This window comes from Pseudomonas sp. R1-43-08 (assembly GCF_003852255.1).
Lineage (GTDB): Bacteria > Pseudomonadota > Gammaproteobacteria > Pseudomonadales > Pseudomonadaceae > Aquipseudomonas.
Genome location: NZ_CP027734.1, coordinates 1303712 through 1328821, shown reverse-complemented (window position 1 = coordinate 1328821; position 25110 = coordinate 1303712). Strand labels below are relative to the sequence as shown.

At 58.9% G+C, this 25110-nt stretch carries 33 protein-coding genes; 6 read left to right on the top strand and 27 right to left on the bottom strand.

Going from position 1 to position 25110, the window contains the following annotated elements:
• The 18 genes from C4J87_RS05955 to C4J87_RS05875 form a co-directional block, all read right to left on the bottom strand.
• Nucleotides 1-525, bottom strand: a complete 525-nt coding sequence (locus C4J87_RS05955; protein ID WP_032895744.1) for a phage tail protein — start codon at nucleotides 523-525, stop codon at nucleotides 1-3.
• The gene (locus tag C4J87_RS05950) at nucleotides 522-1694 is read right to left on the bottom strand and encodes a baseplate J/gp47 family protein (protein WP_124366065.1); all 1173 of its coding nucleotides are present in this window, start codon (nucleotides 1692-1694) and stop codon (nucleotides 522-524) included. Before C4J87_RS05950 ends, C4J87_RS05955 begins: the two co-directional genes overlap by 4 nt.
• Nucleotides 1691-2008 (bottom strand): DUF2590 family protein, encoded by a 318-nt coding sequence (locus C4J87_RS05945; RefSeq protein WP_124366064.1) that lies wholly within the window; start codon nucleotides 2006-2008, stop codon nucleotides 1691-1693. Before C4J87_RS05945 ends, C4J87_RS05950 begins: the two co-directional genes overlap by 4 nt.
• Nucleotides 2005-4317 (bottom strand): phage tail tape measure protein, encoded by a 2313-nt coding sequence (locus C4J87_RS05940; RefSeq protein ID WP_124366063.1) that lies wholly within the window; start codon nucleotides 4315-4317, stop codon nucleotides 2005-2007. Before C4J87_RS05940 ends, C4J87_RS05945 begins: the two co-directional genes overlap by 4 nt.
• 6 nt (nucleotides 4318-4323) lie before the next feature.
• Complete coding sequence (locus tag C4J87_RS26315) at nucleotides 4324-4467, bottom strand: hypothetical protein (RefSeq protein WP_032862709.1); 144 nt, start codon at nucleotides 4465-4467, stop codon at nucleotides 4324-4326.
• Nucleotides 4468-4487: 20 nt separating this feature from the next.
• Nucleotides 4488-4775, bottom strand: coding sequence for a putative phage tail assembly chaperone (locus C4J87_RS05935; protein WP_124366062.1), 288 nt, complete (start codon nucleotides 4773-4775; stop codon nucleotides 4488-4490).
• A gap of 13 nt (nucleotides 4776-4788) precedes the next feature.
• Nucleotides 4789-5265, bottom strand: coding sequence for a lysis system i-spanin subunit Rz (locus C4J87_RS05930; protein ID WP_124366061.1), 477 nt, complete (start codon nucleotides 5263-5265; stop codon nucleotides 4789-4791).
• Nucleotides 5265-5798: a lysozyme gene (locus C4J87_RS05925; RefSeq protein ID WP_124366060.1), complete on the bottom strand. Its 534-nt coding sequence runs from the start codon at nucleotides 5796-5798 to the stop codon at nucleotides 5265-5267. The genes C4J87_RS05930 and C4J87_RS05925 overlap by 1 nt, the downstream gene beginning before the upstream one ends.
• On the bottom strand, nucleotides 5795-6001 hold the full coding sequence (locus C4J87_RS05920) for a hypothetical protein (protein ID WP_057701077.1): 207 nt from the start codon (nucleotides 5999-6001) through the stop codon (nucleotides 5795-5797). The genes C4J87_RS05925 and C4J87_RS05920 overlap by 4 nt, the downstream gene beginning before the upstream one ends.
• Nucleotides 5998-6216: a TraR/DksA family transcriptional regulator gene (locus C4J87_RS05915; RefSeq protein ID WP_003235240.1), complete on the bottom strand. Its 219-nt coding sequence runs from the start codon at nucleotides 6214-6216 to the stop codon at nucleotides 5998-6000. Before C4J87_RS05915 ends, C4J87_RS05920 begins: the two co-directional genes overlap by 4 nt.
• Nucleotides 6216-6665 (bottom strand): phage protein, encoded by a 450-nt coding sequence (locus C4J87_RS05910; protein ID WP_032895736.1) that lies wholly within the window; start codon nucleotides 6663-6665, stop codon nucleotides 6216-6218. Before C4J87_RS05910 ends, C4J87_RS05915 begins: the two co-directional genes overlap by 1 nt.
• Nucleotides 6666-6671: 6 nt before the next feature.
• Nucleotides 6672-7793: a DUF2586 domain-containing protein gene (locus tag C4J87_RS05905; protein ID WP_124366059.1), complete on the bottom strand. Its 1122-nt coding sequence runs from the start codon at nucleotides 7791-7793 to the stop codon at nucleotides 6672-6674.
• An 11-nt stretch (nucleotides 7794-7804) separates the two neighbouring features.
• Nucleotides 7805-8485 carry a virion morphogenesis protein gene (locus C4J87_RS05900; RefSeq protein WP_124366058.1) on the bottom strand — a complete coding sequence of 227 codons (681 nt, stop codon included), beginning with the start codon at nucleotides 8483-8485 and terminating at the stop codon, nucleotides 7805-7807.
• Nucleotides 8475-8924 carry a phage tail protein gene (locus tag C4J87_RS05895; RefSeq protein ID WP_124366057.1) on the bottom strand — a complete coding sequence of 150 codons (450 nt, stop codon included), beginning with the start codon at nucleotides 8922-8924 and terminating at the stop codon, nucleotides 8475-8477. Before C4J87_RS05895 ends, C4J87_RS05900 begins: the two co-directional genes overlap by 11 nt.
• A complete protein-coding gene (locus C4J87_RS05890; protein ID WP_124366056.1) occupies nucleotides 8921-9391 on the bottom strand; it encodes a head completion/stabilization protein in 471 nt (156 codons plus the stop codon). The genes C4J87_RS05895 and C4J87_RS05890 overlap by 4 nt, the downstream gene beginning before the upstream one ends.
• A gap of 98 nt (nucleotides 9392-9489) precedes the next feature.
• Nucleotides 9490-10218, bottom strand: coding sequence for a phage terminase small subunit (gpM, locus tag C4J87_RS05885; protein ID WP_124366055.1), 729 nt, complete (start codon nucleotides 10216-10218; stop codon nucleotides 9490-9492).
• Nucleotides 10215-11234, bottom strand: a complete 1020-nt coding sequence (locus C4J87_RS05880) for a phage major capsid protein, P2 family (protein ID WP_124366054.1) — start codon at nucleotides 11232-11234, stop codon at nucleotides 10215-10217. The genes gpM and C4J87_RS05880 overlap by 4 nt, the downstream gene beginning before the upstream one ends.
• Before the next feature lies 1 nt (nucleotide 11235).
• Nucleotides 11236-12153, bottom strand: a complete 918-nt coding sequence (locus tag C4J87_RS05875) for a GPO family capsid scaffolding protein (RefSeq protein ID WP_124366053.1) — start codon at nucleotides 12151-12153, stop codon at nucleotides 11236-11238.
• A 162-nt stretch (nucleotides 12154-12315) separates the two neighbouring features.
• Here C4J87_RS05875 and C4J87_RS05870 point away from each other — a divergent pair, with 162 nt between their 5' ends.
• From C4J87_RS05870 to C4J87_RS05860, 3 genes are all read left to right on the top strand, one after another.
• On the top strand, nucleotides 12316-14373 hold the full coding sequence (locus tag C4J87_RS05870; RefSeq protein ID WP_124366052.1) for a terminase large subunit domain-containing protein: 2058 nt from the start codon (nucleotides 12316-12318) through the stop codon (nucleotides 14371-14373).
• Complete coding sequence (locus tag C4J87_RS05865) at nucleotides 14285-15154, top strand: phage portal protein (RefSeq protein WP_164487682.1); 870 nt, start codon at nucleotides 14285-14287, stop codon at nucleotides 15152-15154. The genes C4J87_RS05870 and C4J87_RS05865 overlap by 89 nt, the downstream gene beginning before the upstream one ends.
• Before the next feature lie 72 nt (nucleotides 15155-15226).
• Complete coding sequence (locus tag C4J87_RS05860) at nucleotides 15227-15487, top strand: ogr/Delta-like zinc finger family protein (protein ID WP_038449110.1); 261 nt, start codon at nucleotides 15227-15229, stop codon at nucleotides 15485-15487.
• 703 nt (nucleotides 15488-16190) lie between these two features.
• Here the strand turns inward: C4J87_RS05860 and C4J87_RS05855 are convergent.
• Genes C4J87_RS05855 through C4J87_RS05845 form a run of 3 tightly spaced genes read right to left on the bottom strand, consistent with a single transcriptional unit; the run spans nucleotide 16191 to nucleotide 17973 of the window.
• Complete coding sequence (locus C4J87_RS05855) at nucleotides 16191-17117, bottom strand: hypothetical protein (RefSeq protein WP_256679978.1); 927 nt, start codon at nucleotides 17115-17117, stop codon at nucleotides 16191-16193.
• Between the two features lie 5 nt (nucleotides 17118-17122).
• A complete protein-coding gene (locus tag C4J87_RS05850) occupies nucleotides 17123-17746 on the bottom strand; it encodes a hypothetical protein (protein WP_124366051.1) in 624 nt (207 codons plus the stop codon).
• On the bottom strand, nucleotides 17743-17973 hold the full coding sequence (locus C4J87_RS05845) for a Cro/CI family transcriptional regulator (protein WP_124366050.1): 231 nt from the start codon (nucleotides 17971-17973) through the stop codon (nucleotides 17743-17745). The genes C4J87_RS05850 and C4J87_RS05845 overlap by 4 nt, the downstream gene beginning before the upstream one ends.
• Nucleotides 17974-18123: 150 nt before the next feature.
• Here C4J87_RS05845 and C4J87_RS05840 point away from each other — a divergent pair, with 150 nt between their 5' ends.
• The gene (locus C4J87_RS05840; protein WP_038449107.1) at nucleotides 18124-18828 is read left to right on the top strand and encodes an XRE family transcriptional regulator; all 705 of its coding nucleotides are present in this window, start codon (nucleotides 18124-18126) and stop codon (nucleotides 18826-18828) included.
• A 31-nt stretch (nucleotides 18829-18859) separates the two neighbouring features.
• On the opposite strand, the gene C4J87_RS05835 is transcribed toward C4J87_RS05840, so the two are convergent.
• The 6 genes from C4J87_RS05835 to C4J87_RS05810 form a co-directional block, all read right to left on the bottom strand.
• Complete coding sequence (locus C4J87_RS05835; protein ID WP_122560722.1) at nucleotides 18860-19159, bottom strand: hypothetical protein; 300 nt, start codon at nucleotides 19157-19159, stop codon at nucleotides 18860-18862.
• Nucleotides 19156-19398 (bottom strand): hypothetical protein, encoded by a 243-nt coding sequence (locus C4J87_RS05830; protein WP_124366049.1) that lies wholly within the window; start codon nucleotides 19396-19398, stop codon nucleotides 19156-19158. The genes C4J87_RS05835 and C4J87_RS05830 overlap by 4 nt, the downstream gene beginning before the upstream one ends.
• 3 nt (nucleotides 19399-19401) lie before the next feature.
• Nucleotides 19402-19956 (bottom strand): hypothetical protein, encoded by a 555-nt coding sequence (locus tag C4J87_RS05825; protein WP_124366048.1) that lies wholly within the window; start codon nucleotides 19954-19956, stop codon nucleotides 19402-19404.
• Nucleotides 19957-20072: 116 nt separating this feature from the next.
• The gene (locus tag C4J87_RS26590) at nucleotides 20073-20345 is read right to left on the bottom strand and encodes a DUF1654 domain-containing protein (RefSeq protein ID WP_124366047.1); all 273 of its coding nucleotides are present in this window, start codon (nucleotides 20343-20345) and stop codon (nucleotides 20073-20075) included.
• A 67-nt stretch (nucleotides 20346-20412) separates the two neighbouring features.
• Nucleotides 20413-22032, bottom strand: a complete 1620-nt coding sequence (locus tag C4J87_RS05815; RefSeq protein WP_124366046.1) for a recombinase family protein — start codon at nucleotides 22030-22032, stop codon at nucleotides 20413-20415.
• Nucleotides 22029-23054 carry a hypothetical protein gene (locus C4J87_RS05810; protein ID WP_124366045.1) on the bottom strand — a complete coding sequence of 342 codons (1026 nt, stop codon included), beginning with the start codon at nucleotides 23052-23054 and terminating at the stop codon, nucleotides 22029-22031. Before C4J87_RS05810 ends, C4J87_RS05815 begins: the two co-directional genes overlap by 4 nt.
• Nucleotides 23055-23184: 130 nt before the next feature.
• On the opposite strand from C4J87_RS05810, the gene rimO reads away from it, so the two are divergent.
• On the top strand, nucleotides 23185-24510 hold the full coding sequence (rimO, locus tag C4J87_RS05805; protein ID WP_124366044.1) for a 30S ribosomal protein S12 methylthiotransferase RimO: 1326 nt from the start codon (nucleotides 23185-23187) through the stop codon (nucleotides 24508-24510).
• A 100-nt stretch (nucleotides 24511-24610) separates the two neighbouring features.
• A complete protein-coding gene (locus C4J87_RS05800) occupies nucleotides 24611-25081 on the top strand; it encodes a GNAT family N-acetyltransferase (RefSeq protein WP_124366043.1) in 471 nt (156 codons plus the stop codon).
• Nucleotides 25082-25110 lie beyond the last annotated feature (29 nt).

The window sequence follows — 25110 nt, the reverse complement described above, 5'->3', positions numbered from 1 at the left end:
CTACAGGCTGGCAATCAGCGTTTGCTGATCGTCGTTGAAGTCAGCCGCGACAAGGCGCAGCGATACGGGGGTGAGGGTCACGAAGTCATAGCGCCGGCAGGTGCGGCCATACTGCTGAATCAGCACGCGCAGCAGCTCCGGATTCTGCGACAGCTGGGAATCGGAAAGGCGCAGCATCACCACGTCCCAGTCCCGATCGGGCATGCGTTCGTCAATCTCGACATAACCCACGCCCAGGCGCTGCAGGATGCGTTTGAGCCCGGCCGTGCTGCCGGCGTCGACGGCATTGATGAAGGCGAACTTGACGCGAAGTCGGTATAGGCTTTCGGGTTCGTCCTTGAAACGGCTGATATCCCGTTGCCAGGCCAGCAGGTCCAGCACGGTCAAGTGGCAGGTGTCGGCATCCATCTGCAGCAGCGGCCATTGCAGCCAACCTTCGACTTTCTCCCACCAGGACTGGGCGGCAGCTTTCAGCTTGGCCAACTGCGGGCCATCGAGCCAGAAGGGCAAATTGAGCTTGATCATGCCGGCACCACCTGCAGGCTCTTTATCCTGGGAATGCTCAGCTCTGACACGATGTCGGCATTGTCGAAATGCAGCGACTCAATGCCGGGGAACTGCTGGTGGAGTTCTTCGCCCAGGCGGCTGAATGAAAACCGCGACTGGGGGTAGGTCAGCGTTGGCTGATAGTCACCGGTACCGCTCTCGCGGAACGCCGCACGGATGAACTGCTCCACCTCGGCCTGCAGCTTGGTGCGTTGCTCCCCGGTCAATAATGGCCGCGCCCACAGGGTCAGGCTCAGGGCGTGCTGGGTTTCTGGCATGACCATCACCAGCAGGTCATCACCGTGGCCATGATTGCCCTGGTCGCGAATATGCGCGTTGATTTGCTCCAGGTAAGTCGCCGCCGGAACGTCTGCATCGAACAGCACGTAGGCATTGGCGCTGCCCGGGCCACGCGGCGCGCCGTGCAGGAAATACACGCCATCCGGCCGAACGCCGGGGAAAGCCGAAATCATGGCGCGGTAAACCGAATCGGTGTGCCACTGGTTGACCGCCGAGAACTGGTTGCGCACGCGCAAACGCAGCTGTTCGTCCGGCTCAGGATCTGCACCTGGTGCAATCAGCCAACCGTCCGCGTTCACCACCTGGACGATGCCGGCGATGGGTACCGGCATGATTGCGTAGTAACCCGGGGCCAGGTTGTAACCGCTGCCCACGTCCTCGGCTTCTACCGGAACTTCCAACTGCAGCACGCCGTCCGCAAAGGTCACGGCCTGGGTAGTGATCAACTGGTAGATATGCCCGTTGATCGCTGCGGACTGCACCCGCACACCGGCGGGCAGTTCCAGCGCGCCACCTGGTACATCGCGGGTAAACAGCAGCACGCCTTTGGCCTTGGTCGCACCCTTGCGCTCGACGTTGACCGCCCAGGCCAGCATGTCCAGCCACTTGTCGCGTGCGGTTTTGACAAAGAAGTTCGGCAGGATCGTGCCGCTGACGAAGTTGATCAGCCACAGCACAGGCTTAGTCACCAAGGCCGTGATCACACGCCAGAACGGCGAATAGGCGCTGGTGTTGCTCATCTTGCTGCCCTGGGCCGCGACTTCCTTTTCCCACGCCTGGCGCAAGCCTTCCTCGGTGACGGGGATACCGCCATCTGCCAGAGCCTGCTTAAAATCTACGTCGCTCACAGGGTCACCTCGACGTCGCCAAATTTCAGCGTTTTCGCCGTGACCAGGTACTGGCCAGGCTCTACTTGTTTAATCAGTGCCGTGCCCGGTACCAGGCGCTCGTCGGCCTCCACCAGCAGTTCCAGTTGCTGGATGCAATCGCGCTGACGCAGCTTGCTGCGCTCGGCTACTAGCGTGACCAGCAAGCCGCTCTCGCGGATCATGTGCGCGATGTCCTGGGCGATGCTGGCCCGGTCCTCAATCAGCAGCGGCTGCCGCGACGGGTCCAGCACCAGGTCGTTGTCGGCAATCAGCAGGTCGATGTATTCGCTCATCCGCCCACCGCCATGGCCAACATGCCTTCCAGCTCCAGCGGGTTCATCGGTTTACCGGTGTGAATGTTGACGTTCTCCACGTGGGTGCCCTTGTTTTGGGTTTGGTTGTTGTTCTGGATGCTGGCCAACAAGCCGCCCCGGGGCACGGCGTCGGGCCGTTTCGGCGACAGGCTGGTCACGGCGTTGTTGATCCGTTGCTGGCTCTGCTCGGCCTTCTCGGTCGGCTTGGACGCTGTGACCAGAGCCGGCGGTTGCGTTGGCTGCGGAACGTGTAGTTGCGGCCCGATCGGCGCCGGCGTTTTTAATACCGGCGTTGCCACCAGGGCCGGCGCCGTACGCGGGGCTTCGGGAGCGGTCAGTGGCTGGGCGATCGGCGCCGGGGTTTTCGGCACAGGTGCCAGCACCAGGGCCGGCGCTTGGGCCCGCGGCTGCAGAGCGTTGAGGGCTGGCATGGCCGGCGCCGGTGCTTTCGACGTAGCAGCCATCACCAGGGGCGGCGCCTGGATGGGTTGCTGGGGAGCGCTCACCAATTGCGGCAGCAACGGTGCCTCGACCTGTGGCGCGCTGATGGTGGGCAAGTCCGGCGCGGCCGGCATGTCGCCGAACGCCGCATCAATCTGCACCCCCGGGATCTTGTTCAACATCTCGATCAGGCCGTTGATCGCGCTCTTGAAGATGTTGACGATGCCGTCCCAGGCCGCGCTGGCCATGGCTGACCAGCCGCCCATCGAGTCGAACCACTCGGACAGCGCGGTCAGTTGGCCGCTGACCCACTGGAACGCTTCACTGTTGAGTAGCGCGCTGGTCCATTCGTCCCAGTAGATGATCGCTGCCGCCACGGCCGCGACCAGGGCAACAATGCCGATCACCACCCAAGTCACTGGGTTGGCCAGCAACGCGGTATTGACCAGCCAGATCGCGCCCTGCCACAGCAACATCGCGCCCTTGACCAGGCCCATCCAGGCGACCATCAACACCAGGCCCGCCACAAACCCGATCACCATGACCGTGTGGTACAGGAACATGGCGATACTGCGTAGGCCGGCCATGGTCAGGACTTTCCACACCGTGACCATGCCCAGCCAGACCATCTTCGACATGCCCACAGTCAAGGTCAGCAAGGACATGGCGGCGATGATCCCGAACACCACCAGCGTAGCGATGCCGATCACGCGGGTGATATTGGGGAACAACTGGGTCCAGCGGGTCAGAGTGCTGGCGATGCCCACCAGGCGATCCATCAGCGGCGCCAGGATAGGGATCAATGACTGGCCGAAAGCGATACGCAGGGCCTGCACAGCGGCACCGAACTGTTGCCACGGATCCACCATCGCCTTGGCCATGCGTTCGGCGTTCTCCAGGCCGCGCACATTGCCCAGCTGTTCCATGCCGTTCTTCAAGCGGCCGGTGTCGCCCATCAGCGTGGTGATCAGGCGCGCCGCTTCGCCGCCGAAGGCATCGCGCAGCTTTTTGCCGTTGGCCTCGATTGTCAGGTCACCAAACTTGCCTTTGAGCTTGTCCAGGATGTCCATCATCGGCAGCAACTTGCCCTGCTGGTCGACAAAGGACATGCCGAGCTTTTCCGATGCGCCGCTGACGTTCTCAAAGAACGACTTGTAGAGGCCACCAGCCTCCCCGCCGTCCATGGTGCTGCCCAACGTGCCCAGCACTGCCATTTGCTCTGACAAGTTGACGCCGGCAGTGCTGGCCAGGCCGCCCGCCGCTTTGAATGCCTCGCCGATCTGCTCGCCGCTGGTGCGAAACAGCTGCACTGCGGTGGCGGTTTGGCCAGCCAGGTTTTCCACCCACTGGCCTTTGCCCATGGCGTCGGCCTGGCCTTTAAAAAGGTTGTACATGGTGCCGACGTAGGTGCCCATGGTGTCGGCATCAGACTTGGTGGCCTTGGCCAACAAGTTGCTGGCATTGGTAAAGGTGGCCAACTGACTGCCCGCCAGGCCCTTGATGGCGCCCTCGATCTGATACGCCGAGGCGGCGAAGTCCCGGGCGTTCTCTCCATAAGCGACGGAGAATTCCAGGGACTTGCGGTTCAGTGCGTTCAACGCATCTTCGGCCACGCCCAACGATCGGACTTCGCCCAGGGCGCGGTTCATCTCCAGCGCGGGTTCCAGCGACTGGGTAATGGCCACGCCGGCGCCCACCATCCCAGCCAGGCCGAGGCCCATTTGGGTGATGTTCTTCTGGCCTTGTTCAGCCAGGTCAGAGAAGCCCATTTTGACCTTGCCCAGCGGGGCGGTGACCTTATCGGTCAGGCTCAAAATGAAGGCCAGGCGGGCGCTTTTGTCAGCCATCAGTGTTTATCCGTTGAGTGCGTAGGCGATGCCGTTGGCAATGGCGATTTCCATCCGGCGCCAGTGCTCGTCCTCCAGCCACTTGGCCGTCCCCATCACCTCGGCGGTGGGTTCGGCACCAGGTAGCCAGCGGCTGGCCAAGGCCACCAGTTGGCCAAGGCCGTTTTCGGTCAGTCGTTCGGCGTGATCGAGGGCTTTTTTACGGTGATTTCAACGTCCGGGCCGTACTCCTCGAGGAGCGCGCCGGCCAGCTGCATGACCAATACCGGGTTGCCCAACTGGGCCTTGAGACTGGCGCGCTGTTCCTGCTTAACGGTGGTTACCAGCAAGTTATTGGCCGGCGAGACTTTGTTGGTCTGGGTCACGGCGTTGAAGTATTTGGTGACGTCCTGCGGGGTAAGGGCGAAGGTGAATTCCTTGTCGCCGACTTCCAGGGTGATATCGCGTGTATCGGTCATGGTGTTGCTCCGTTCAGGGGGTAAGAGTCGCTTGTGATTGGCGCGGGCATACCCGCAGGGCATGGTCTTGCAGGCCCAAAATCATTTGTTTGCTCAGGGCGAGCTGGTCGACAAGGGTGAAATAATCCGGTCGAGCGTCTGTTGCGAGTTCGGCGGCGGCTGCATGAGCCACGCCGCTGGCGCCGGCACTGGCGGGCATTGGGGCGCTGCAGGTGGCGTTGACGCGCAACCGCTTACGGCCAGCAGCAACATCAAGGCGCAGAGCGTCGTTTTCAGTGCGTTCATTGTTGAGTTCCTGGGTACGTTGAAGGTCTATGGCGTCACGCTCGGCCAGCATCTCGCCGCTGAGCCGCGCCGCCTCGCGCAGGCCGCTGGCTTCGAACAGCGCGGCGTCACGCTCGCTACGGGCCGTGTCGCGCTGGCCTTCCAGCAGGTCGAAGCCGAACCAGGCCACCAGGCACACCACCAGGATGAAAATGCCTTCGCGCATCACAAGCCCGCCTCACACAACGCGGCTTCTGCCAGGCGGCGAGCATGTAGCCCCGGGACAAACACCTTCTTGCCCTGGGCGGTGGTGACGAAGGCCCACACCGGGGTTTTGCCGTCCGGCGCCCAGGCCAGGGCCTGGCAGCCGTCTTTGATGCGGCCGGCGTTGATCAGGCCCACGGCGCGACTGGCGCACGTATTGGCCGTGCCAAAGTTGTGGCCATGGCTGCTCAGGGCGTCGAAGGTGTTCTGCCCCACGTCCTGATTGGTGATGCAGTCGGCCAACTGCAACTGCCCTTTGCTGATCACCAGGTGCTCTACCTCGTTGCACCGGGCGTCCGACCAGTAATCACCCACAACCACCGGATACGGGCTGGTATGACGGGTGATGCCCTTGCACACGGTGGGCAGGCCACGGGCCAGCTTGTCGGCGTAGACCGTGTTCTGGCCGTCGCCTTCCCAGGTGCCCAGGAACAGCACCAACGTGGAGCTGCAGAGTGCAATGGCGCCGGCGGCGATCTTGCCGCGCAGGCTCACAGTTTCACCTTCCAGTCGCGCAACATCTGGCGATACTTGGGAACCAACAGCAGGATCTGCAGCACCATGTAAACGGCTGTCAGCATGTAGGCGACAGCCGACCAGTCGACGGCCCCTGTCGCTCCAGTTGCCGCTACACCGATCGCAGGTGACGCCTTCGCCAGTGCGATGGCGGTGTCCTGGGCAGCCTGATTCGTGCTCATCGCTGCACTCCTTTTTCGAAAAAGGACTGGCACGGGACGCAGCGGGTCTTGCCGCCGAGCGCCTGGCGCGCTGCAGGAATCTCGTTGTCACAGTCCTGGCAGTGAGTAAGGCTTGGGCCCGCTGACTCACGCCGGGCCTGGGCCAACTGGGCGTTGATAGCCTGGTCCCGCTGACGTTGTTCCAGGGCTTGGGCGCGATCGAACGGGCAGACCATCAGCTAATGCCCTCGATCTCGGTGGCATCCAGGTACGGCACGCCGTTGATACGGATAAAGTCCGGGCTGGTGACCTCAAAAGGCACCTTGTGCTTGGTCTTCTCGCCACCCTTGGGATCGATGCTCAGCAGGCTGGAAACCTTCAGCTTGCAGCCGAAGGCCTCAATGCGCAGCTCGTCGTCGCCTGCCTTGGCGAAAAACACCGTGTCGAAGGCATCGAGCTTGCGAAAACTGCCTGCAGTGCGTGCCGCTTCGATCAGCAGGTTGAAGTTGGTGGAGTCCAGCTCCAGTTCGCCGGCCGCTGCCACATCGCCGTCGACGTAGCCGTCAGGCACGCCCCGGGTTTGTGCGGTCTTGCTGTTGTCGGTGATATCCAGGGTGCAGCTTTCGACGTGGACCAGCAGGTCGCCCAGGTTCACGTCAAAGTTCTTGCCGCCAATACGTGACATGGGGGGTTACTCCGAATCGTCGTTGGAAAGGTCCAGGGCAATGTTCGCCGTGAGGTCTTTCGGGCAGTTGTGAGGCTTGAGCTTGATGTACGCCTCAACGGCGGTTTTGCTCTTCCAAACCAGCACAATGTCGCCGTCTTTGGGCGTTTCGATCTCGCCCGGGAACACCTCACCGGCGAACTTGACCGACTTGGCCATTCGACGCAGCGGCGCCATCAATGCATTGATGTTCACGGCCATGCTGTTGGGGGTGTTGTTCAACCGGCGATCGCCCACGCGGCGAATCAGCAGCGGCCGCACCTGGCGCGCCGCCTTGTCAGCCAGGCGCAAGTACTCCACGACCTGGTAGTCGCTGCCTGGTGCATCGAGCATGTTGCCGTCGCCCCAGTACACGCCCGGGTAATCGGAATAGGTCTGGGAGACGGAGAAACGTGCCTTGTCGAGTTCCGCGCGGATCGAGGACGGCAATGGCACGCCTTCGGAATCGACAGGTACGGCGCCAAGCCCCAGCACTGCGCCGGTGGCCACGCGCATTGGGCTGTCAGCAATGCTGACGGCCGCGTTGGCCAGCCGGCCGGCCAAAACGCCCAGGTCGTTACCGTGCAACTGCGGCACTACCAGGACACGCGGTGCGGATACGCCGGCGGTGATCTTTTTTTGGGCCACCAGGTACTCGGCCCAGCTCTGGAGCGGGCTCAGCGACAGGCCGGCCGTGGCCGCCATAACGAAAGCACGACGGCCATAGGTGTCATTCATCGACACGGCCGCGTCGTGCATGGCCGACAGTTCAGCACCGGTGGCCACTGGTTTGGTGATTACCACCGCCTCGACGGAAAAGCCCTGCTGCTGGGACATCTCCAGGGCTTTGGTCCAGTCGCCGTCCGGCGCGATCGGCGCCGCCAGGCACGCCCAGCGATCGCCACCATTCAGGCGTGCTGCAGTGATCTGGGTTTTCAGCTCACTGGCCGGTAGGCCCAGTTGGGTGTCCAGATCGCTGTCGGTGTTGAGGGCGATCAATTTGCCGGTGTTTTTCGGGCCGGGACCGATGAAGAGAAAATAGCGCTCGATCTCAGTCACGGCGCCTTGGCCCAGATTGAGATTGTTAACGCTGACTTTGCCAAGTGCCATGCTGTGCCTCGTTAGCGGGGTGAATTAAGGATTTGTTGGAACACCTGGTTAACCAGGTCGCGGGTTTCGCTTCCGCTTTCCACACCGAGGAACTGGCGTTTGGGCAGGGTGATATCCCAGCTTTGCGCGCCGGTAGACTCGGTTCGTTCGTCGTTCAAAATGCGGATCAGCAAGCCGGCCTTGGCGTAGTTCACATGTTCTTGAATCCACGCCACTGACGGCCTGGCCAGCGCCTTTTTGCCCTTCTGGCGAACACGAAAGCCCAACCGGCGCAGGCGCTTGGCCTGTTTGTCGGTGCAGGCGATGCCTGGGGGGACTTTGTTCCAGCGGCGCATCTGCGCGGCGGTACGTCGCTCGCTGACTCCGTTGTGCTGCTGCGCGGCGACCCAACGGGTCAAGGCGTTTTTCCAGCCCAGCTCAGCTTCATCCGAACTGACGCGGGTGACCTGCAGCAGCTTGGCCAGGCCGGCTTCCATCTTCTTTTTTCCCTTGGCAGTGCCCTTGCGCTCAGCAAACGGGGTGCCGTCGGTGTTCTTCTGCTCACGCACCCGCTTACGGCTCATCGTCCGCACACGTGTGGTCACTCTGTTCAGCAATCGCCGGCGCAGTTGGGGCGGCAGCTCAAGCAACGCCAACTGGGCGTCGACATCGAGCAAGCCCCTGACATCGAGGTCGAGCGGGTTAGCGGCCATCGCTGCCCACCTCGCCATGCTCGGCAACCCACAGATCGAACGGGACGAACGCCCAGGTCTTGCCGAACGCCTCGATCTCGCCATCAGGGTCTTCGGCCAGGTACTGCGGTTCGACGAATTCCAGGGACAGATCCACGTCGAAGCTGTCCTGGTCGAGGGGTTCAACTGCGAACAGTGGCGCCGGCAGTTCGTGGCGGTCCCGATCGGGATCATGGTTTTCTAGCCAACTGCCCACCAGGGCCATCAGCCTGGCCGGGTTGCCGGCGAATCGCTCCAGGGAGAACGCAGCGCGGTAGCGCATATCGGCCATGTGCAGGCCGTCGCGGTCGGGCTTCCAAATCAGTTCAAGACTGACCTGCTCGGTCCAGCTGTCGAACTGCTCCGGCGCCACCAGCTCGCGGGCCATCAGGTAGGCGGTCAGCGCCTGCAGCTGAATCACAGCAGCGCCGCCGTGATGCGGCCACGGCCCTGCAGGGCTCGTACGGCCTGCTGGCTGAAAGCCAAGAAGGTTTCCGCACGCTCGGGTGCTTCCTTGCCGGTGTTTTCGGCGCTCTCGCGACGGGTGACGGTGGCGAACTGCGGCAGTGAATGTCCCTTGGCACGGCAATACACAGCCCGTTTGTAGAGCGCGACCTTATTGGCGTAAGCCCATTCTGCGGGGGTTGCCAGACCTGCCGCTGCGGTAAGGTTCGAAACGCCGGCGTCCTGCAGCGTCGCTTTCACGCGGGCCAGGTCGGTGTTCACCTCGACCATGGCGCTTTTCAGTGTGTCGACCAGCAGCTCTACCAGGTACTCCGCCGGCAGGCGTTGTTCCTTTTGGAACTCGGACACAGAGAGGTCTGGCCAGAAACCGTCATTCTCGATCGCGTGTTCCACCAGGGCGGTAGGTTTCCCGGAAAAGCTCATTGCTGGCCGCTCAAATAGGGCGGGGAGCCTGTTTTCAGTGGGACGGTCCATAAATGGGCGGCTCACTTCCACAGGTCCCCGCTGGGGGGGGTAGTCGGTTATTCGGAGGCCGGGGTAGCGGCCGCTTGTTTTTCCAAGGCCTTGCGGACCTTTTTGATGCGGGTGTCGTTGCCGGCTTTCGGATACAGCTCGGTGGAGCGTTCCAAATGCTTGAGCGCGGTCTCCCACTGCTCAGCCTCCATAGCGCGCATGCCGATCAACTTGTGGTAGTGGCTCGGGATCTGCTCAGGTAGGTCCCATTCACCGTCAACGCGGGGCAACAGATCGGATAAGTAGGGCTCAGGGCTGCGGCCCGCGTTGTATTCGTCATAGGCCCAGTCGGCGATCGCGTCAGCAACAAAGGTCTGGATGTCGCGGCGCTTGAATCGCTCCGGCATCTTTTGGCCCTGCTCCATCAGGAAGTCGGCCAGCTCCAGTGCGTCTTCGAACTGGGCGGTGTCGAACAGCCACACCATCACTTGCACTGCAACGCGATTGGGGAAGTTCAGCCCCGACTCGCAGTAGCGCTGGACGTATTCCTGGTACTTGGGCAGCAGCTCGTCCCGCTTGAGCAACTGGCGTCCTGCCAAAGCTCCTTTCATCGCGCTCAGGCGCTCAAGATCCTGATCCAACGCGGCTTCCTGCAACAGCAAGTGTTTGCGCGCATTGGCGGGGCTACTCAGGGCCTCCGCCGGCGAGTAAGGCAGAGCTGCGGAGACGGCGGCCGCCACGACGGCGGCGCCCCCCAGCGCGATGGTGCGGCGCTTATGCGCTAGTGCCAGACTCACGCGACCAGCTCCACGTTTTCGGTCATGGCGAACTTTTCCAGCTGCTCGATCACGTAGCCTTCGTTGCGGCTGTTGTAGTCCTCAACGCGGGAGCGCTTCGGATTGTCGATGGTCTGCTTACGCCAGCTGGAGTCCTGGAAGTAGATCGACAGGTTGTCCCAACTGGTAACGACCACACCGTTGACCGGGAAGAACGGCACGCTGAAGCTCGGCAAGCCGCCATAGGTAGCGATCACCTGGGCTTCTTCGATGCGCTCTTTTTCGGTCGGGGTGTCGCCCTGCTTCGAATACAGCTTGGCCTTGTCAGCAGCCAACAGGTCGGTGCCGATGATCGCGATCAGGTCGCCGGCATCGCGCAGACGCTCGTCCACCAATTGTTTGGTGTCGTGCACCAGGGCATCGAGGTTGGCATAGTCGCCACCGACGCCGAGGGTAACCTTCCCAGCAACTTTGCCTTCCTTCAGGACCTGGGCCGGGATCTGCTCGCGGGCCTGTTGCAGCCAACCTTTGTTGACGTCCTGCAGCATTGGATACTGGGCGATATCGGTCTGCACTGCAGCATGGGTGCCGTGGAAGCCAACCATAATGCGGTCCAGGGCGATCTGCTTTTGCACGGCAGCGGAATAGCGCTGATGGAAGTCCGGGAATTTGGCCCAGGCGTCGATCTTGGCGTACGGCAAGCCCACATCGGATTCGGTGGAAGACAACTCGTAGGTGTCCTGATCCAGCGACGACGCATCCTTGGCTTCGCGATCGGTGGTCTTGGTGTTGGTGCGGCCAGTGACCGGGCCGGAAACGCCGATGAACACCTTCTGACCCTTGATCTCGGTCACCGGAATGACGTTGATACGCCCCAAGAAGTCGGACTTGGCCGTGATGGCGTCGTTCAGCTCCTGGGCAATGGTCGGGTCGACGCTAAAGTGCTTGCTGGCCAGCTCTACGCCGTAGCTTTCAGCGATGGCCAACTGCAGCTGCGCGTACATCTTGGCGCCGTAGGCGCTCAGTGAATAGGCCATGTCAGAGCACCCGCTTTTTGACAGTGCTTACAGGGCCGGGGTTGCGTGGCAACTGGCGCCCGGTCGAGGTGTTCTGCAGCGCTGTGAAACGCTTTTCCAACGCCGCCATGCTCGCCAACAGCGCCTTATTCGTAGCCCCGCCCTTACGGCTGAACTCACGCTCTTCTTCAGCAGTGGTGACGATGCCGTCGACGGCAGCTTGCACGTCATCGATCGGCTCTGGCTCTGGCTCGGGGGCCTCTTCGGCGACGGGCTCAACCACGGCCTGAATGCCGGCAGCGACAATCAGCAGTTGAGCCAGCAGGGCTTTTAAGGCCGTTGCGGTAGCTTCATCCATAGGGGGTTTGGTCTCAGTTGGGGTGGTGGGTTCGGCGGGCTCAGCGTCCGCCGCGAAGCGCTTGAAAAAGCCAGTGAGCAAACCGATTAGCTTGCCCACTTCGCCTTGGGGCTCCTCCTCAAAGGTGCCCAGTTCAACGGAAGCGGCGTAATACGTGGCTTTGTTGGTTCGGCGGGAGAAATAGAGTTCCTGGGTGCCCAGGCTCGAAGGGGTGTCGGTGACCGCAAGGCCGGTCAGGTAGGATTTGCCACTACCCGCAAAATTCGGACAAATCTCAATGCTGGTGAACAGCTTCTGCCCTTGGTCATTCAGGTACAGCAGTCGGTCGTTGGGCTTGAGCTGGGCCTCTAGGGCAATTTGCCCTTCCTCCAGGTCGTCGCCCTCCTCAACCAGACGGACCGCGTATACGGTGCCGAAAGAACCTTCCGAACGTTGGTGCTCACACCAGATAACAGCCGTGTATTTCGACGGCTTGTAGGTTTCAGCGATATCGCGCAGTTCCTGGGGAAGGATCTCGCGACCATCGGCGGTGATGCCGCTGATGGCGACACGTTTCCAGAACGAAACAAGGGAACGGGGCATGGCGTTGACTGCGCTCAATCGGTTGAATGAGCCGCCAAGATAGGGAGCCGTCAGCCCTCAAACAAACGGTTCAAATGCGCGTTTCTCCTATATTTGAGATATAGGCGGATCACGGAATTTAACCCCGCGTTTCCAGCGTTTTCGCCGCATAGACTGCGGCCCATGTACTACTCGACCGAAGTTAAAGAAGCCGCCAAACGCCTGTTTCTGCGCCGCTGTAAGGCAAAGGAAATTCAGGCGCAGCTCAACCTGCCCAACATCCGGATCGTCTACTACTGGATCCGCCAGGGCGGTTGGGAGGACATGCTGTCGGACGAAGAACCGCTGACGGCCGTCGGCCGGCGGATCACCCTCCTCCTGGACAAGGTTGGCAGCCTGTCCAAAGACGACCTCAACGAACTGGACCGACTGACCCTCGTTCGCGAGCGCCTGCTGAAACAAGCGGCCAAGCCCGCACCGGTGGCGGCATCGAACGGCGAGGACATGGGCGAGCCCCAGGAACCGCGCAGGCGGTCGCGTGGCGAACGCTCCAGCCGTGGCGAGGGTAGCGACAGGAAAAAGGAAAAGAAGGCCAAGAACGATATCAGCGGTCTGACCGAAGTCGACTTCCTGGATAAGTTCATCAGCAAGATGTACCGCTATCAGCAGGAGTTGTTCGCGGCCAAGCAAAATCCGCTGACGAGCCGGATCCGCAACATCCTCAAAAGCCGCCAGGTGGGCCTGACCTATTACTTCGCCGGCGAAGCGTTCATGGATGCAGTGCTGACTGGCGACAACCAGGTGTTCCTGTCGGCCAGCCGCTCGCAGTCGGAGATTTTCCGCAGCTACATCATCCAGTTCGCCAAACAGTGGTTCGACATCGAGCTGACCGGCAACCCGATCACGCTCAGCAACGGCGCCGAACTGCGCTTCCTGTCGACCAACAGCAGCACCGCCCAGGGCTACCACGGGCATGTCTACGTCGACGAATACTTCTGGATCCGCGACTTCGAAAAGCTCAGCACCGTGGCCAGCGCCATGGGCACCCACAAGAAGTGGCGCAAAACCTACTTCTCGACGCCCAGCGCGGTGTCGCACCAGGCGTACCCGTTCTGGTCGGGAGAGGAGTTCCGCAACAGCAAACGCGGTAAGAAAGCCGGCGGCACCTGGCCCACCGAGGCGTCCTACACCCAAGGCGCGCTGTGTCCTGACGGCCAATGGCGCAAGACCATTACGATCCAGGATGCGATCGATGGCGGCTGCGATCTGTTCGACCTGGAGCAGCTGCAGCTGGAGTACGACGAAGACAAATTCCAGCAGCTGTTCTACTGCAAGTTCATCGACAGCAGCCAGAGCGCGTTCGGTCTCAAGGATCTGGAGCGCTGCTACTCCGACCTGTCGTTGTGGGAGGACTACGACCCGGAACTGGATAGACCTTTCGGCAACAGTCCGGTCTGGCTTGGCTACGACCCGAGCCGCACCCGCGACGACGCCACATGCGTGGTGGTTGCTCCGCCGCTGGAACCCGGGGCGAAATTCCGCATCCTGGAGAAACACAGCTGGCGGGGGCACTCATTCAATTACCAGGCTGCCCAGGTCAAAAAGCTTACCGAGCGCTTCAACGTCCAACACATCGGTATCGATATCACCGGAGTGGGCTATGGCGTGTTCGACCTGGTGCGCGACTTCTACCCTAAAGCCACGCCGATCCATTACAGCCTGGAGACCAAGAACCTGCTGGTACTCAAGGCCCAGGACACGATCCAGGGCAGTCGCATCGAATGGGACGCCGGCTGGACCGACATCGCCCAGGCGTTCCTGACCATCAAACGCGGCACCACCACTAGCGGCCAAGTGACCTACAGCGCTTCGCGCACCGACGCTACCGGCCACGCCGATATCGCCTGGTCGATCATGCACGCCCTGTTCAATGAACCCCTCAACACCAACAAGCGGCGCCGTAGCCGCTATGTCACGAGCGGAACCAATGCCCAAGCCACGACACAAAAAGCCCCAAATCAGCCAACAGGCGCGACAGCCGCAGCCCATGAGGGCGTTCACATTCGGGGAGCCCGAACAGGTGCTGTCCGGCAACATCGGCGAGTACCTAGGGGTGTTTCTCAGCGACGACGGCGAAATCTACAAGCCGCCGGTGTCACGGGCGGGCCTGGCCAAGCTGCTGCGCGCCAATGCGCACCACGGCGCCATTCCCAAGTTCAAGCGCAACCTGCTGTTGCGTGAATTCATCCCGTCCGAGGGCTGCAGCACGCAGACCATGGGCCGGGCGAGCCTGGATTACATGGTGTTCGGCGAGGCGTATTTCTATCGCGATACCAACGCCTTCGGGGAAGTACTGGAGATGCAGCACCTACCCGCCATCAACATGCGGGTCAAGGTCGACGGCGGGTTCAGGATGCTTTTGCCCGACAGCAAGTACATGGACTTCCACCAGGACGAAATCGAACACGTCCTGGACTATGACGTAGAACAGAACATCTACGGCGTACCCGACTATCTGGGCGGCCTGCAGGCGCTGCTGCTCAACGAAGCCGCGACCCTGTTTCGCCGGCGCTACTACAGCAACGGCGCGCACGCGGGCTACATCTTCTACACCAACGACCCGGACCTTACCGAGGAAGACGAAGAGAACCTTCGCGCCCAGATCAGCGCCAGCAAGGGCGTGGGCAACTTCCGCTCGATGTTCGTCAACATCCCCAACGGCAAGGAAAACGCGATCCAGATCATCCCCGTGGGGGACTTCCAGGCCAAGGACGAGCTGGAGAAGGTGAAGAACATCACTCGTAACGATGTGATTGCCGCCTGGCGAATGAACCCTGCCCTGGCCGGGATCATCCCGGAAAACAGCGGGGGGTTTGGGGATATCGAGAAGATCGATCGTGTGTACACCAGCAACGAGATCAGGCCGATCTGTCAGCTGTTCAACCAAGTGAACGACACCCTTCGCAATGACAGGAGAATCAACTGGAAAAAACTCGAAACACCCACGCAAACAACTGAATAAACAGACAGTAGTTAGTGATTATCACCAATCAGAAAGGCATAATGATGGCTCTTAGACCCTGGGGAGGGAACCATGCGAATCTACTGCACTGCCTGCGATCACAAGGGCCGAATCAGTTCACGGGAAGAGATTACCCGGGGCTATGTGAAGCTGTATTGCCAATGCCTGGATGCTCAGTGCGGGCACACGTGGGTATCGGAGCTGACTTTCAAGCACTCACTACGACCGCCCACACAACGCCTGGAAACGCTCTTGTTCGAACGCATCCGCAATCTGCCGGCGGAACAGCAGCAGGAGCTGTTTCTCCAAGTCGGCGCCTCGCAACCCGCCTGACTGCCGGACCATCCTCCCCTACTCCTCGCCTCGCCCCATCCTCATCGATACAGTGCCGCCAAGCGGCCCTGCCTAACACCAATGGCGGCTATCGCATCGGAATGCCTGCAGCGCAGGCATATAAGCCGCCGCGACATTCTCAAATGAATCTCACAATCGTGGCGCGGCGCTACCCGCGTAGCGGCCGGGATTCTGTCAAAACCACACCCAAAAATATCAGCTGCGCCGCCCGAACATGCCCGCGACCGCTGCCGGTGAATTTTAAAACTCACCTCGGCGCGCCCAATTACCGCTTTGAGGGCGCTAGATCACCAGAACGGAGTGATGGGTATCTAGCACGGGTGCAGGGCACTGCCCTGCCGCTAGGCGGGCGCGCAGCCCGCGCTCCTCATAAAAAGCTGAGCGTAGCGAACTGAGCCCTTGGGCGAAGGCATCATCATGTACCCAACACACTGAACCTACGGACACCTCGAAAATCTCTTTTTAATACCCTTTGGGGATGCTGAGAGGGGTATAAAATTCCGTTTAATTCAAAGGCATCCTGGATCACCTACGCGCACGCCGGCGCCGTTGGAAAAAGACGATAAAAATGGAGGGAGACGGTACGCGTTTGTCCGCATTACGACGCGTGCAGGTGAGGCAAGCACAGCGGGAGGGTATTTTTTCGACCACCAGGCGTAACCTGGCCTCGCAGGGGATGCGATTAATTCGTCGGAGTGTCTTTCTTGACTTGGACGTTGCGCAGTAGGCGCGCCATGGATTCACCCACACCGCCCGGCCCTCTGTCAGGCTCTAGGGGAGGTTTTAACCCAGCAGGTGATCCGGTAGTAGGGCTCAGCGTTTCGTGTTGGCCATGCGCATGAGCCGCCTTGCGCGCCTCACTTCTCTCCCAGTTGTTACGGGATTGCTGTCGCCGGAATGCCTCCAGTGATGCCTTCTCTTGGCGTGCCGCACGAAGGCCGCTGATTTCACGTAGCTCCTTGTCCCTGCGTTTGATCGCGGCTTTTTTGGCCCGAAACCAAAGGTAGCGCACACCAAGATCCGCGAAGAATTTTTCGGTGAACCGGACCAGGACACGAGTTCGCACCAGGTTAAGCCCAGCCTCGTCCTTTTCGTCCAGCCGAACTTTTTCGATCCGCCGGTAAACGTACCCCGCCAGGTCCAAACTGTGCATCAGCCGGTTGAGAGACGCTGGGGACATATCGCAATCTTCTGCGATGCCGCATTGCGTATTGAGAAAGTACTGCCCGCGCTCGACGTCGAGCCATCCTAATACACCGGTAGCCAAGTCCAACCGCAGAAGCATCTGCTCGGAAGCCTTGGCCAGGGCTTCAAACTTTTCGGAGCGCGTGCGGCGACCGCCATGGATGGTGTCCAGATCCCGCAAGTATTTACCGCGTAGATCTCCGATCTGCCGGAGCCGAGAGAAGGCCATTCGCAGCAACGGGTTTTTCAGCTGCTGCCCCGTCAAGCGACGTGGAGCTGAATACCGAGGTGCTCGAATTGGTGCGTGCAGCGCGGCATGTGGACTTTTCTTGTCTTTATGAACAGTCGCCGGCCGGCCCTTACTGGTGCCGCCCTTACGGCTGTTGGCCGCATGCGATTGGATGTCCTTGTCCAGGGTAGTCACAGGCGCTAGTTCACCCGGGACAGGTGGGGGTGCTTGGACTGCTCAAGCAGAACAGCTTCCGCTCGCGACCGCAGCTCGCCGCATCGGGCTTCTACTGAACGCAGGCGATCAACAAACTCTGGCAGCTTATCCAAGTCGTCAGCGTCTATACGACCGTCAGCCAGTATTTCACTGCCCAGAGCAACGGTGGTGCCGAGGCGCGTAACCAGTTGGCCGAACGCCCCTAGCGGGTTGCCGTTTCCATCCAATTCACGCGCCCCTGTAAGACCGTGCCGGCTGGCCAACTCGTTGATGCAGCTGTCCTTAAAGTCGCCGGCCAGCGTCTCAACCCAAGACTCTTCCAGCCAACTCGGTAGATCTACTTCGCCATTGAGCCAGCGCCCAACGCGGCGCAGCCAGGCGCCAGAGGCTCGCAGGAACGACGTGGTGTCGTTCCCCAGAGCGAGCGCGGTGAAGTCGGGAACATCCTTAAGCGCGGCCTTCGCAGGGATCTGCTGGTGCAAATTCGCACTCAACACCTGGGCGAAGTCGTCTTGGCTGAAACAGGTGCGAGCAATCATTTCGACGGCGTGAGCCACCAGCACCTGATCTCGGGAGATGGACAACTGTCGCGGACTGGACGTGGTCATGCAGCGTCGCTGCTTTTAGTCTGCTTGCCGTCTTGGTCATCCGCAACGTGTGAGGGGAATGGACGCACCTCTTGAGCCACGCAGGCGCCATCAGCGGCAACCGCCACCTCAATATTCCGGCGCATTTTCAGCGCTTTGGCGATAGATGCAGGTTTGACGCCTAAAGCACGTGCAACCTTTGCCTGGCCAATCTTCTTGACGAAGTCACTCAACGAGATTTTTTCCACGACATACACCTCAGGTGTCTATGAACGCAGAATATTAGCCGACGGCTATTTCAATGACAAGATTTAATTAGCCGCCGGTTTCATTAAAATTTAGAAATAGGAAGCCAACGGCTAACGGAATAATATTAGCCTGCGGCTTATAATCTGCTTATGACGAACTCAAAAAAACCATTGTCCGAGGCCCTTCTGGCTGAGTGCAAAGCCGCTCACGATCTTTTTCTCGCAAAAAAGAACGCCCTTAAACTCACTCAAAAAAAGATCGCTGATGCGGCTGGGATTACGCCCGTTTCCGTCAACCAGTATCTGAAGGGTACGAACCCGCTGAATGCTCGCTTTGCTGCAGTACTGGCGAAATTGCTCCAGGAACCTATTGCGAGTTTCAGCCCGCGTTTGGCTGCGGAAATTGCTGAGATGGCGAACGTAAGCCCAATGATCCAGCCCCATAGACAGGCATCGGAATATCCGTTGGTAAGTTGGGTTGATGCTGGACGTGGGATTGAGTCGTCAGGCTGCTATCCAACCGGAATTTCAGATGAATGGCTGAGCTCCACGGAAAACGCTGGCCCTAAAGGCTACTGGTTACGCGTCAAGGGCAAGTCGATGACGTCGGATACACCGCCCACCTTCCCCGAAGGAACACCTATCCTGGTGTGTCCGGAAGGCTTTGATGTCATCAGTAGCAAGTTCTACGTTGCACGCAACCTTGTCAGCGGCGAAACCACGTTCAAGCAATACGTTCTTGATGCGGGCGTGGGCTACCTGGTGCCGCTGAATCCCAATTACCAGCCCGTAGTGCTGGATGACAGCTGGGAAATTATCGGGCGGGCAATCGACGCCAAAATCACCGGCATGTAGCGCACGTCTTTGCTCTAACCAGCATCGGGACTTATCGTCTTCCTACAGCGTTTTTTGACGGCGCTGCCTGTGCATTCGGAGGCGTGATGCCTGGAGGGGCACTGTGAACAACGATATGTCCCTGCCCGATTTTGAAATTCTTGACCACAGCGATGCATACATTCCACGCCTCCCGGGCCACGCTGTCGCCTGACTCCACCACGTTCCCCTGGTCATCAATGATCGCAAGGCGCGCCGGCCGGCCATCCGCGGTTTTGAACTGATAACCGCTGGTGACATTGGCACTAATGCGGCCATGCTCAAGGGCGCCTGTCGTTGGAATACCAATCATCCGTGTGCCCCTTGCTCTGTCGTGATGTCAGTGTATTTGTGGAAGATAAGCGCAATGGTATTTGCGTGCGATGCCCGGTCGTTTTGAGCGCGGTCTATCGCCCCCCAATTTTCAGCGCTGATGGCCTCATCGATGTCACCGTTGGCGGCCCTCCAACCGACGAGACCGTTAACAAGCAATCGTTTATCCAGTTCAGAAATACTGATCGCCAGAGCCTGTACTACATTGTCTTCAAGCATGCCTTACCGCTCCCTGCGATAGGTAGCAACGAACTCTTGCACACAAGCAGACAGCAATTCGTAGGCTTGGCCACGGTCACTGGGCAAGCGAAGCGGCAAGGTAATTCCCACGCTATCTAACTCGAAGTGAAAGACTGTCCGCGATGGATCGGCTGCGCTCGGTCGAAGCATCAACCAGAGATTCTCAACCTGATCTACTGGCAACTCATACGTGCCCTGCTGCTGCCGCAGTGCCTCGCGCAGAACCAGCTCCAGATCAGTGACAAACAGAATCTCATCAACTCCCCGCACGGTACTGACGCTCACGCCGTTGATCAGATCCTCTAGAAACCTGATGGCACGCGTTCCAGTGTCCTCACTGACCGCCAGTGTGACGGTGTTGTTGCTGTCACCAATTTCAACGCGCATCAACACGGCACGCTCATACTGCTCAATCGCTACGACAGCGGTCGCGCAGATCACGCCGCTGTAATCGAAGATGCTATGAGAGAACACACCGTTTTGGGTGATCTGCTGACAAAGCCGTGCCCTCACAGAGGGCGTTAGGTGAAGGGTCATGCTGTAGGTCTCCGTTACGATCAGGCAGCGCAAATAGCTGCCAAGAGCTGACGAAGATAAATTAGCCTACGGCTTATTTTTAATCAAGCCGCAGACTAATTTTTATGCAGTGGAAATTAGCCATATGCTATTCGGGAAAAATGCTGATTGGTCCATCTTAGGTGAGCAGCTCCAGCTTCGATGTGCGTCACCCTCACGCTCTCTTCCATCTCCAGCTGGTCCAGGAACGTGTCCCAGTCGTCCAAGCTTTCACCCGGCTGGAGCATGATGACCGTCTGCCGCCTGTGCTGAGCGGTCGAACTATTTATCTGACGGTGAATACGAAGAATCAGACTCTCGTACGAGGTGTACAACTGGCAGACGACACCGTCAGAGGTTTGACTCGGCATTGGAGCTCCTTGCTAATACTGTATAAAAACACAGTATAACCGATCTGTTACAGCTGTAACATTTGCCCTACTCCCAGTCTTCGCTCGCTACCCAAGCGCCGTTCTTGCGGTTGATTCGAAGTAGACGGTGCTGGCCGGAACGCGAGAAGAGCTGCACATCAATGAATGGGCCATTGCGGCCATCGGTCTGCATCCCACGCATATAGATTACGATGCGATTGAACGTGTCCATGACCAGCTGTCGTACCTTCTCCCGGGCGCCGTAGTCCCCAGCTTCAACGTCTGCCGCCAGCTCTACCCACCGTTCGGCCTGCGCTGGTCGTACGGCTCCGCTTGTAGCAACAGCCTCATGCTCCAGTTGAGCAACCTTTTGTTCCGCTGCAGTCAGCTGTGCTTCCAGCTCTCTTGCCTTGCGAACGAACGCGAGAGGAGCCGCGCCGCTTTCATCCGCCAGCAGTGCATCGGTCACTTTAGAAAGCTGTGTGGTGATTTTCGTAACAGCAGCTCGGGCCACAACCAATTGCTTTTGAAGAGTCTGGCCAGCGTCACCGGCCTGCATCAATCTGGTCAGGTTGATCTGATCGGAACAAAAGCTGAGCACGGCGCGCTCAACGGGCACAACACTACAGCTCCCACCATAGGAACAGCCGCCGTTCTTGCTGTAAGAGGTACAGTGCAAACGCCGATGACCGTCAGCGATAGTGCCATCAGCGCGCCGGCGATTCATAATGTTCTGCGCCACCACTGCAGTACCGCAGTAACCGCAGAAAGCTAAGCCCACTCCGGTGATAATTCCCGGAATCTCCCCGGCACCACGGCGGCGGAAGCGCTGGCTTGCCAAGTGCTGCAATTCTGACCATTCGGTATCGGACAAAACCCTCGGGTAATACTCCTCCAATTCGAAGTCTTCACCATCTAAGGTCAAGCGCTTTACGCCGCGTAGCGCTGGCTGCTTAATCATTCGGTAGATTTGCAGACCGGAGATACCCCATTCGGTAAGTTTGAATCCCTCGTCATGCATGACGTTTGCAGCTCGACCAGCGCCAAGGCCCTGGCTGTATAGCTCAAGAGCTCGCTTCACGGCTGCCACACGCTCAGGAATCAACTCCCAGCCTCCGGGAGACAGGCGGAGCCATTGTGGGTCTTTGCCGTTTCGAATCAGACCACGGTACGTTCCTGCTATCCAGCCTTCACACTGCCGGCGAATAGCTGCTTTAACGCGCTTGCTTTTCGTGTCGGACTCTTCATGGGCACGAATCATTACTAGAAGGGAGTAAACCAGGTCCATCGGCTGCGCTTTCAAACTCGCCCGGTTATATTCACGACCGTCGCTTGCAGTTACTACTGTGACGCCACCGTTGATTATTTGAGCCAGTTGCGCCTGAGCAAGCAAAGGTTCAGCTCGGCTTAATCTGTCCAGCCCCTCAACTACTAGCACAGACCCGTTCGGAATCCGACCCTCGGTGATTGCACGGAGAAAAACACCAAGCGCACCTTGCGTTACATGTCTTTCATGATATGCCGACAGCCCCTCATCTTTGAGTGAAAGCGAGGAATCTAAAACCATTCCATGCATTGCAGCCCAAGAAGCAGCGTAAGCAAGTTGACGATCAGCACTACTTCCAACCGCCTGACGAGGATCGGAAAAACGGAGGTAGCTATAAACCTTTTTATCTGAAGCCTTCATGTAGTGCTGGCGCCAGGCTTCGGCTTCTCGGGTTGAAAAAGATCTTTCAACTTCTCAAGAGTCATGTGGGCAGAGCTCATAGACTCAACCATGTAATTAAAGTCATTAGCAGACGCGCCTTTGTATGTCGGCCACTTCACATCCTCTTTCAAAATCTCAGACATTTGATTCCTGATTTTCTCGTCACCGTCGGTCTTGAACTCCTTCAAAGCATAATACCCGAGCAGATAACGGTCATACACTGAGCGAACTCTCAGGCATGCAAGTGAAACCTCTACGTAATATCGGTATTGCTTAAAAAACCACGCCGCGAGGAACTCGACAACGATAAAAGTCATTGAGCAGGCGGCCATACCCACGTACATGACATATGGGTCTGGATGTGTAAGGTTTGCAAAAACTTGCCAAATCACTATCGCAAGAAGATAAAAAACCAAGCCGCCAGCCATAAAAGCGACTCCTTTATCTAAAAGCTTAGTCGCAGTAACCTCTGAACTAGTGGCATATGCGGAAAGCGACTTTAAAATACTTGAGCAATAGATCTCAAATGGTTCACCGTTAGAGACCGCCCCATAACTTAAATAATCTGCTTTTAAGCTATTTTTACCCTCACCGTTATTTTTCTTGCTATCCGAATCATCGCCATCAGCTAGCTCCAGCCCCGTCGATAAGAACAACGCCAACTTCCCAAGTAGGGATAAGGAAGATTCAAACTTAACACGAGCAGTCGGAGTATTTACCTTTTCAAAAGTACCACTACCCAGATTGGTCATTTTCACTATGAAGGCAATAAAAAAAACGCCTACACTAAACAGTAGCGTGAATAATGGGGCTTTATTTTGAAAAGCCAGATCAATAAGTTCAGGACGATTGAATGCCAAAGTCCCATAGACAATGCCTAAGAAAGAAGTATAACCAATCAGCGCCCCCAGTAGCGTTGCCCCGTCATTGAAAGCATCCGCTTTTTTTCGCACGACATAGCTTTTGCCGTCTACGTCGTGGTCTTTTGTATTTTTCGACATCCCTTCCAACTCCCTTCCCAAAACAATAACGAAAATCAATCGCAACAAATGTTTTTGCGCATTAATTGATCAACGTTTAGAATCGCGCGCCTTGAAATTCACCAGGGCAAGCCCTGCAGGCTATGAGTATATGAGTAATAATCCGCGTGTAGGGTTTATATCGCTAGGGTGCCCGAAGGCTCTGGTTGACTCCGAGCGCATCCTCACGCAACTGCGTATGGAAGGCTATGACGTCGTGTCCACTTACCAGGACGCCGACGTGGTGGTGGTCAACACCTGCGGCTTTATCGACTCGGCCAAGGCTGAGTCTTTGGAAGTGATCGGCGAAGCCATCAAGGAAAACGGCAAGGTCATCGTGACCGGCTGCATGGGCGTGGAAGAAGGCAATATCCGCAACGTCCACCCAAGCGTGCTTGCCGTGACCGGCCCGCAGCAGTATGAGCAGGTGGTCAACGCCGTACACGCCGTGGTGCCGCCGCGCCAGGACCACAACCCGCTGATCGACCTGGTGCCGCCGCAAGGCATCAAGCTGACCCCCCGTCACTACGCTTACCTGAAGATTTCCGAAGGCTGCAACCACAGCTGCAGCTTCTGCATCATTCCGTCGATGCGCGGCAAGCTGGTCAGTCGTCCGGTCGGCGACGTGCTGGACGAAGCCCAGCGCCTGGTCAAATCCGGCGTGAAAGAGCTGCTGGTGATTTCCCAGGACACCAGCGCCTATGGCGTCGACGTCAAATACCGCACCGGTTTCTGGAATGGCGCGCCGGTGAAAACCCGCATGACCGAACTCTGCGAAGCCTTGAGCAGCCTGGGCGTGTGGGTGCGCCTGCATTACGTTTACCCGTACCCGCACGTTGACGAGCTGATCCCATTGATGGCCGCCGGCAAGATCCTGCCGTACCTGGACATCCCGTTCCAGCACGCGAGCCCCAAGGTGCTCAAGGCCATGAAACGCCCGGCCTTCGAAGACAAGACCCTGGCACGCATCAAGAACTGGCGCGAAATCTGCCCGGACCTGATCATTCGCTCGACCTTTATCGTCGGTTTTCCTGGCGAAACCGAGGAAGACTTCCAGTACCTGCTGGACTGGCTGACCGAAGCCCAGCTGGACCGCGTCGGCTGCTTCCAGTACTCGCCGGTTGAAGGCGCCCCGGCCAACCTGCTGGACCTGGCCGTGGTGCCGGACGACGTCAAGCAAGACCGTTGGGAGCGCTTCATGGCGCACCAGCAGGCGATCAGCTCGGCGCGCCTGCAACTGCGCATCGGCAAGGAGATCGAAGTGCTGATCGACGAAGTCGACGAGCAAGGCGCGGTTGGCCGTTGCTTCTTCGATGCGCCGGAAATCGACGGTAACGTGTTTATCGACGATGCCAGCGGCTTGAAACCCGGCGATAAGGTGTGGTGCACGGTGACTGACGCCGACGAGTACGACTTGTGGGCTGAAAAGCGCGATTGATTGTAAAAAAATGAAAAAGCCCCGCTCCTGAACAGGATGCGGGGCTTTTTTACGTCTATCGTTTTGCCCATCACTCCCAATAAGGCAAAGGGTCGCGGGCATGCGTCAGCATTCGGTCATCCACACACCTAAAACCTGCGACTACCCAGAGTTGACACGCATTTGGGAGGCCTCGGTGCGGGCTACCCACGACTTCTTGCCGGACAGCTACATCCTGCGCCTGAAAAACCAGGTGCTGACTCGCTATCTGGACGCCGTGATGCTGATCTGCACCAAGGACGCGCGCCAACGCATCACCGGGTTCGCCGGGGTGGCTGCGGGCAAGGTCGAAATGCTGTTTATCGACCCACCCTTTCGAGGCCAGGGCCTGGGCCGGCAATTGCTGCGCTATGCGATCGAGTGCATGAATGCCGATGAGCTGGACGTGAACGAGCAGAACCCGCAGGCGCTGGGGTTCTATTTCAAGCAAGGCTTTGAAGTGGTCGGACGCACGGAACACGACGGCCTGGGCCAGCCCTATCCGTTGCTGCATATGCGCCTGCGCCAGCAGCAGCACATAGGCAGTGGCTGACCACCTTTTGAATCGCGCTTTATCAATAA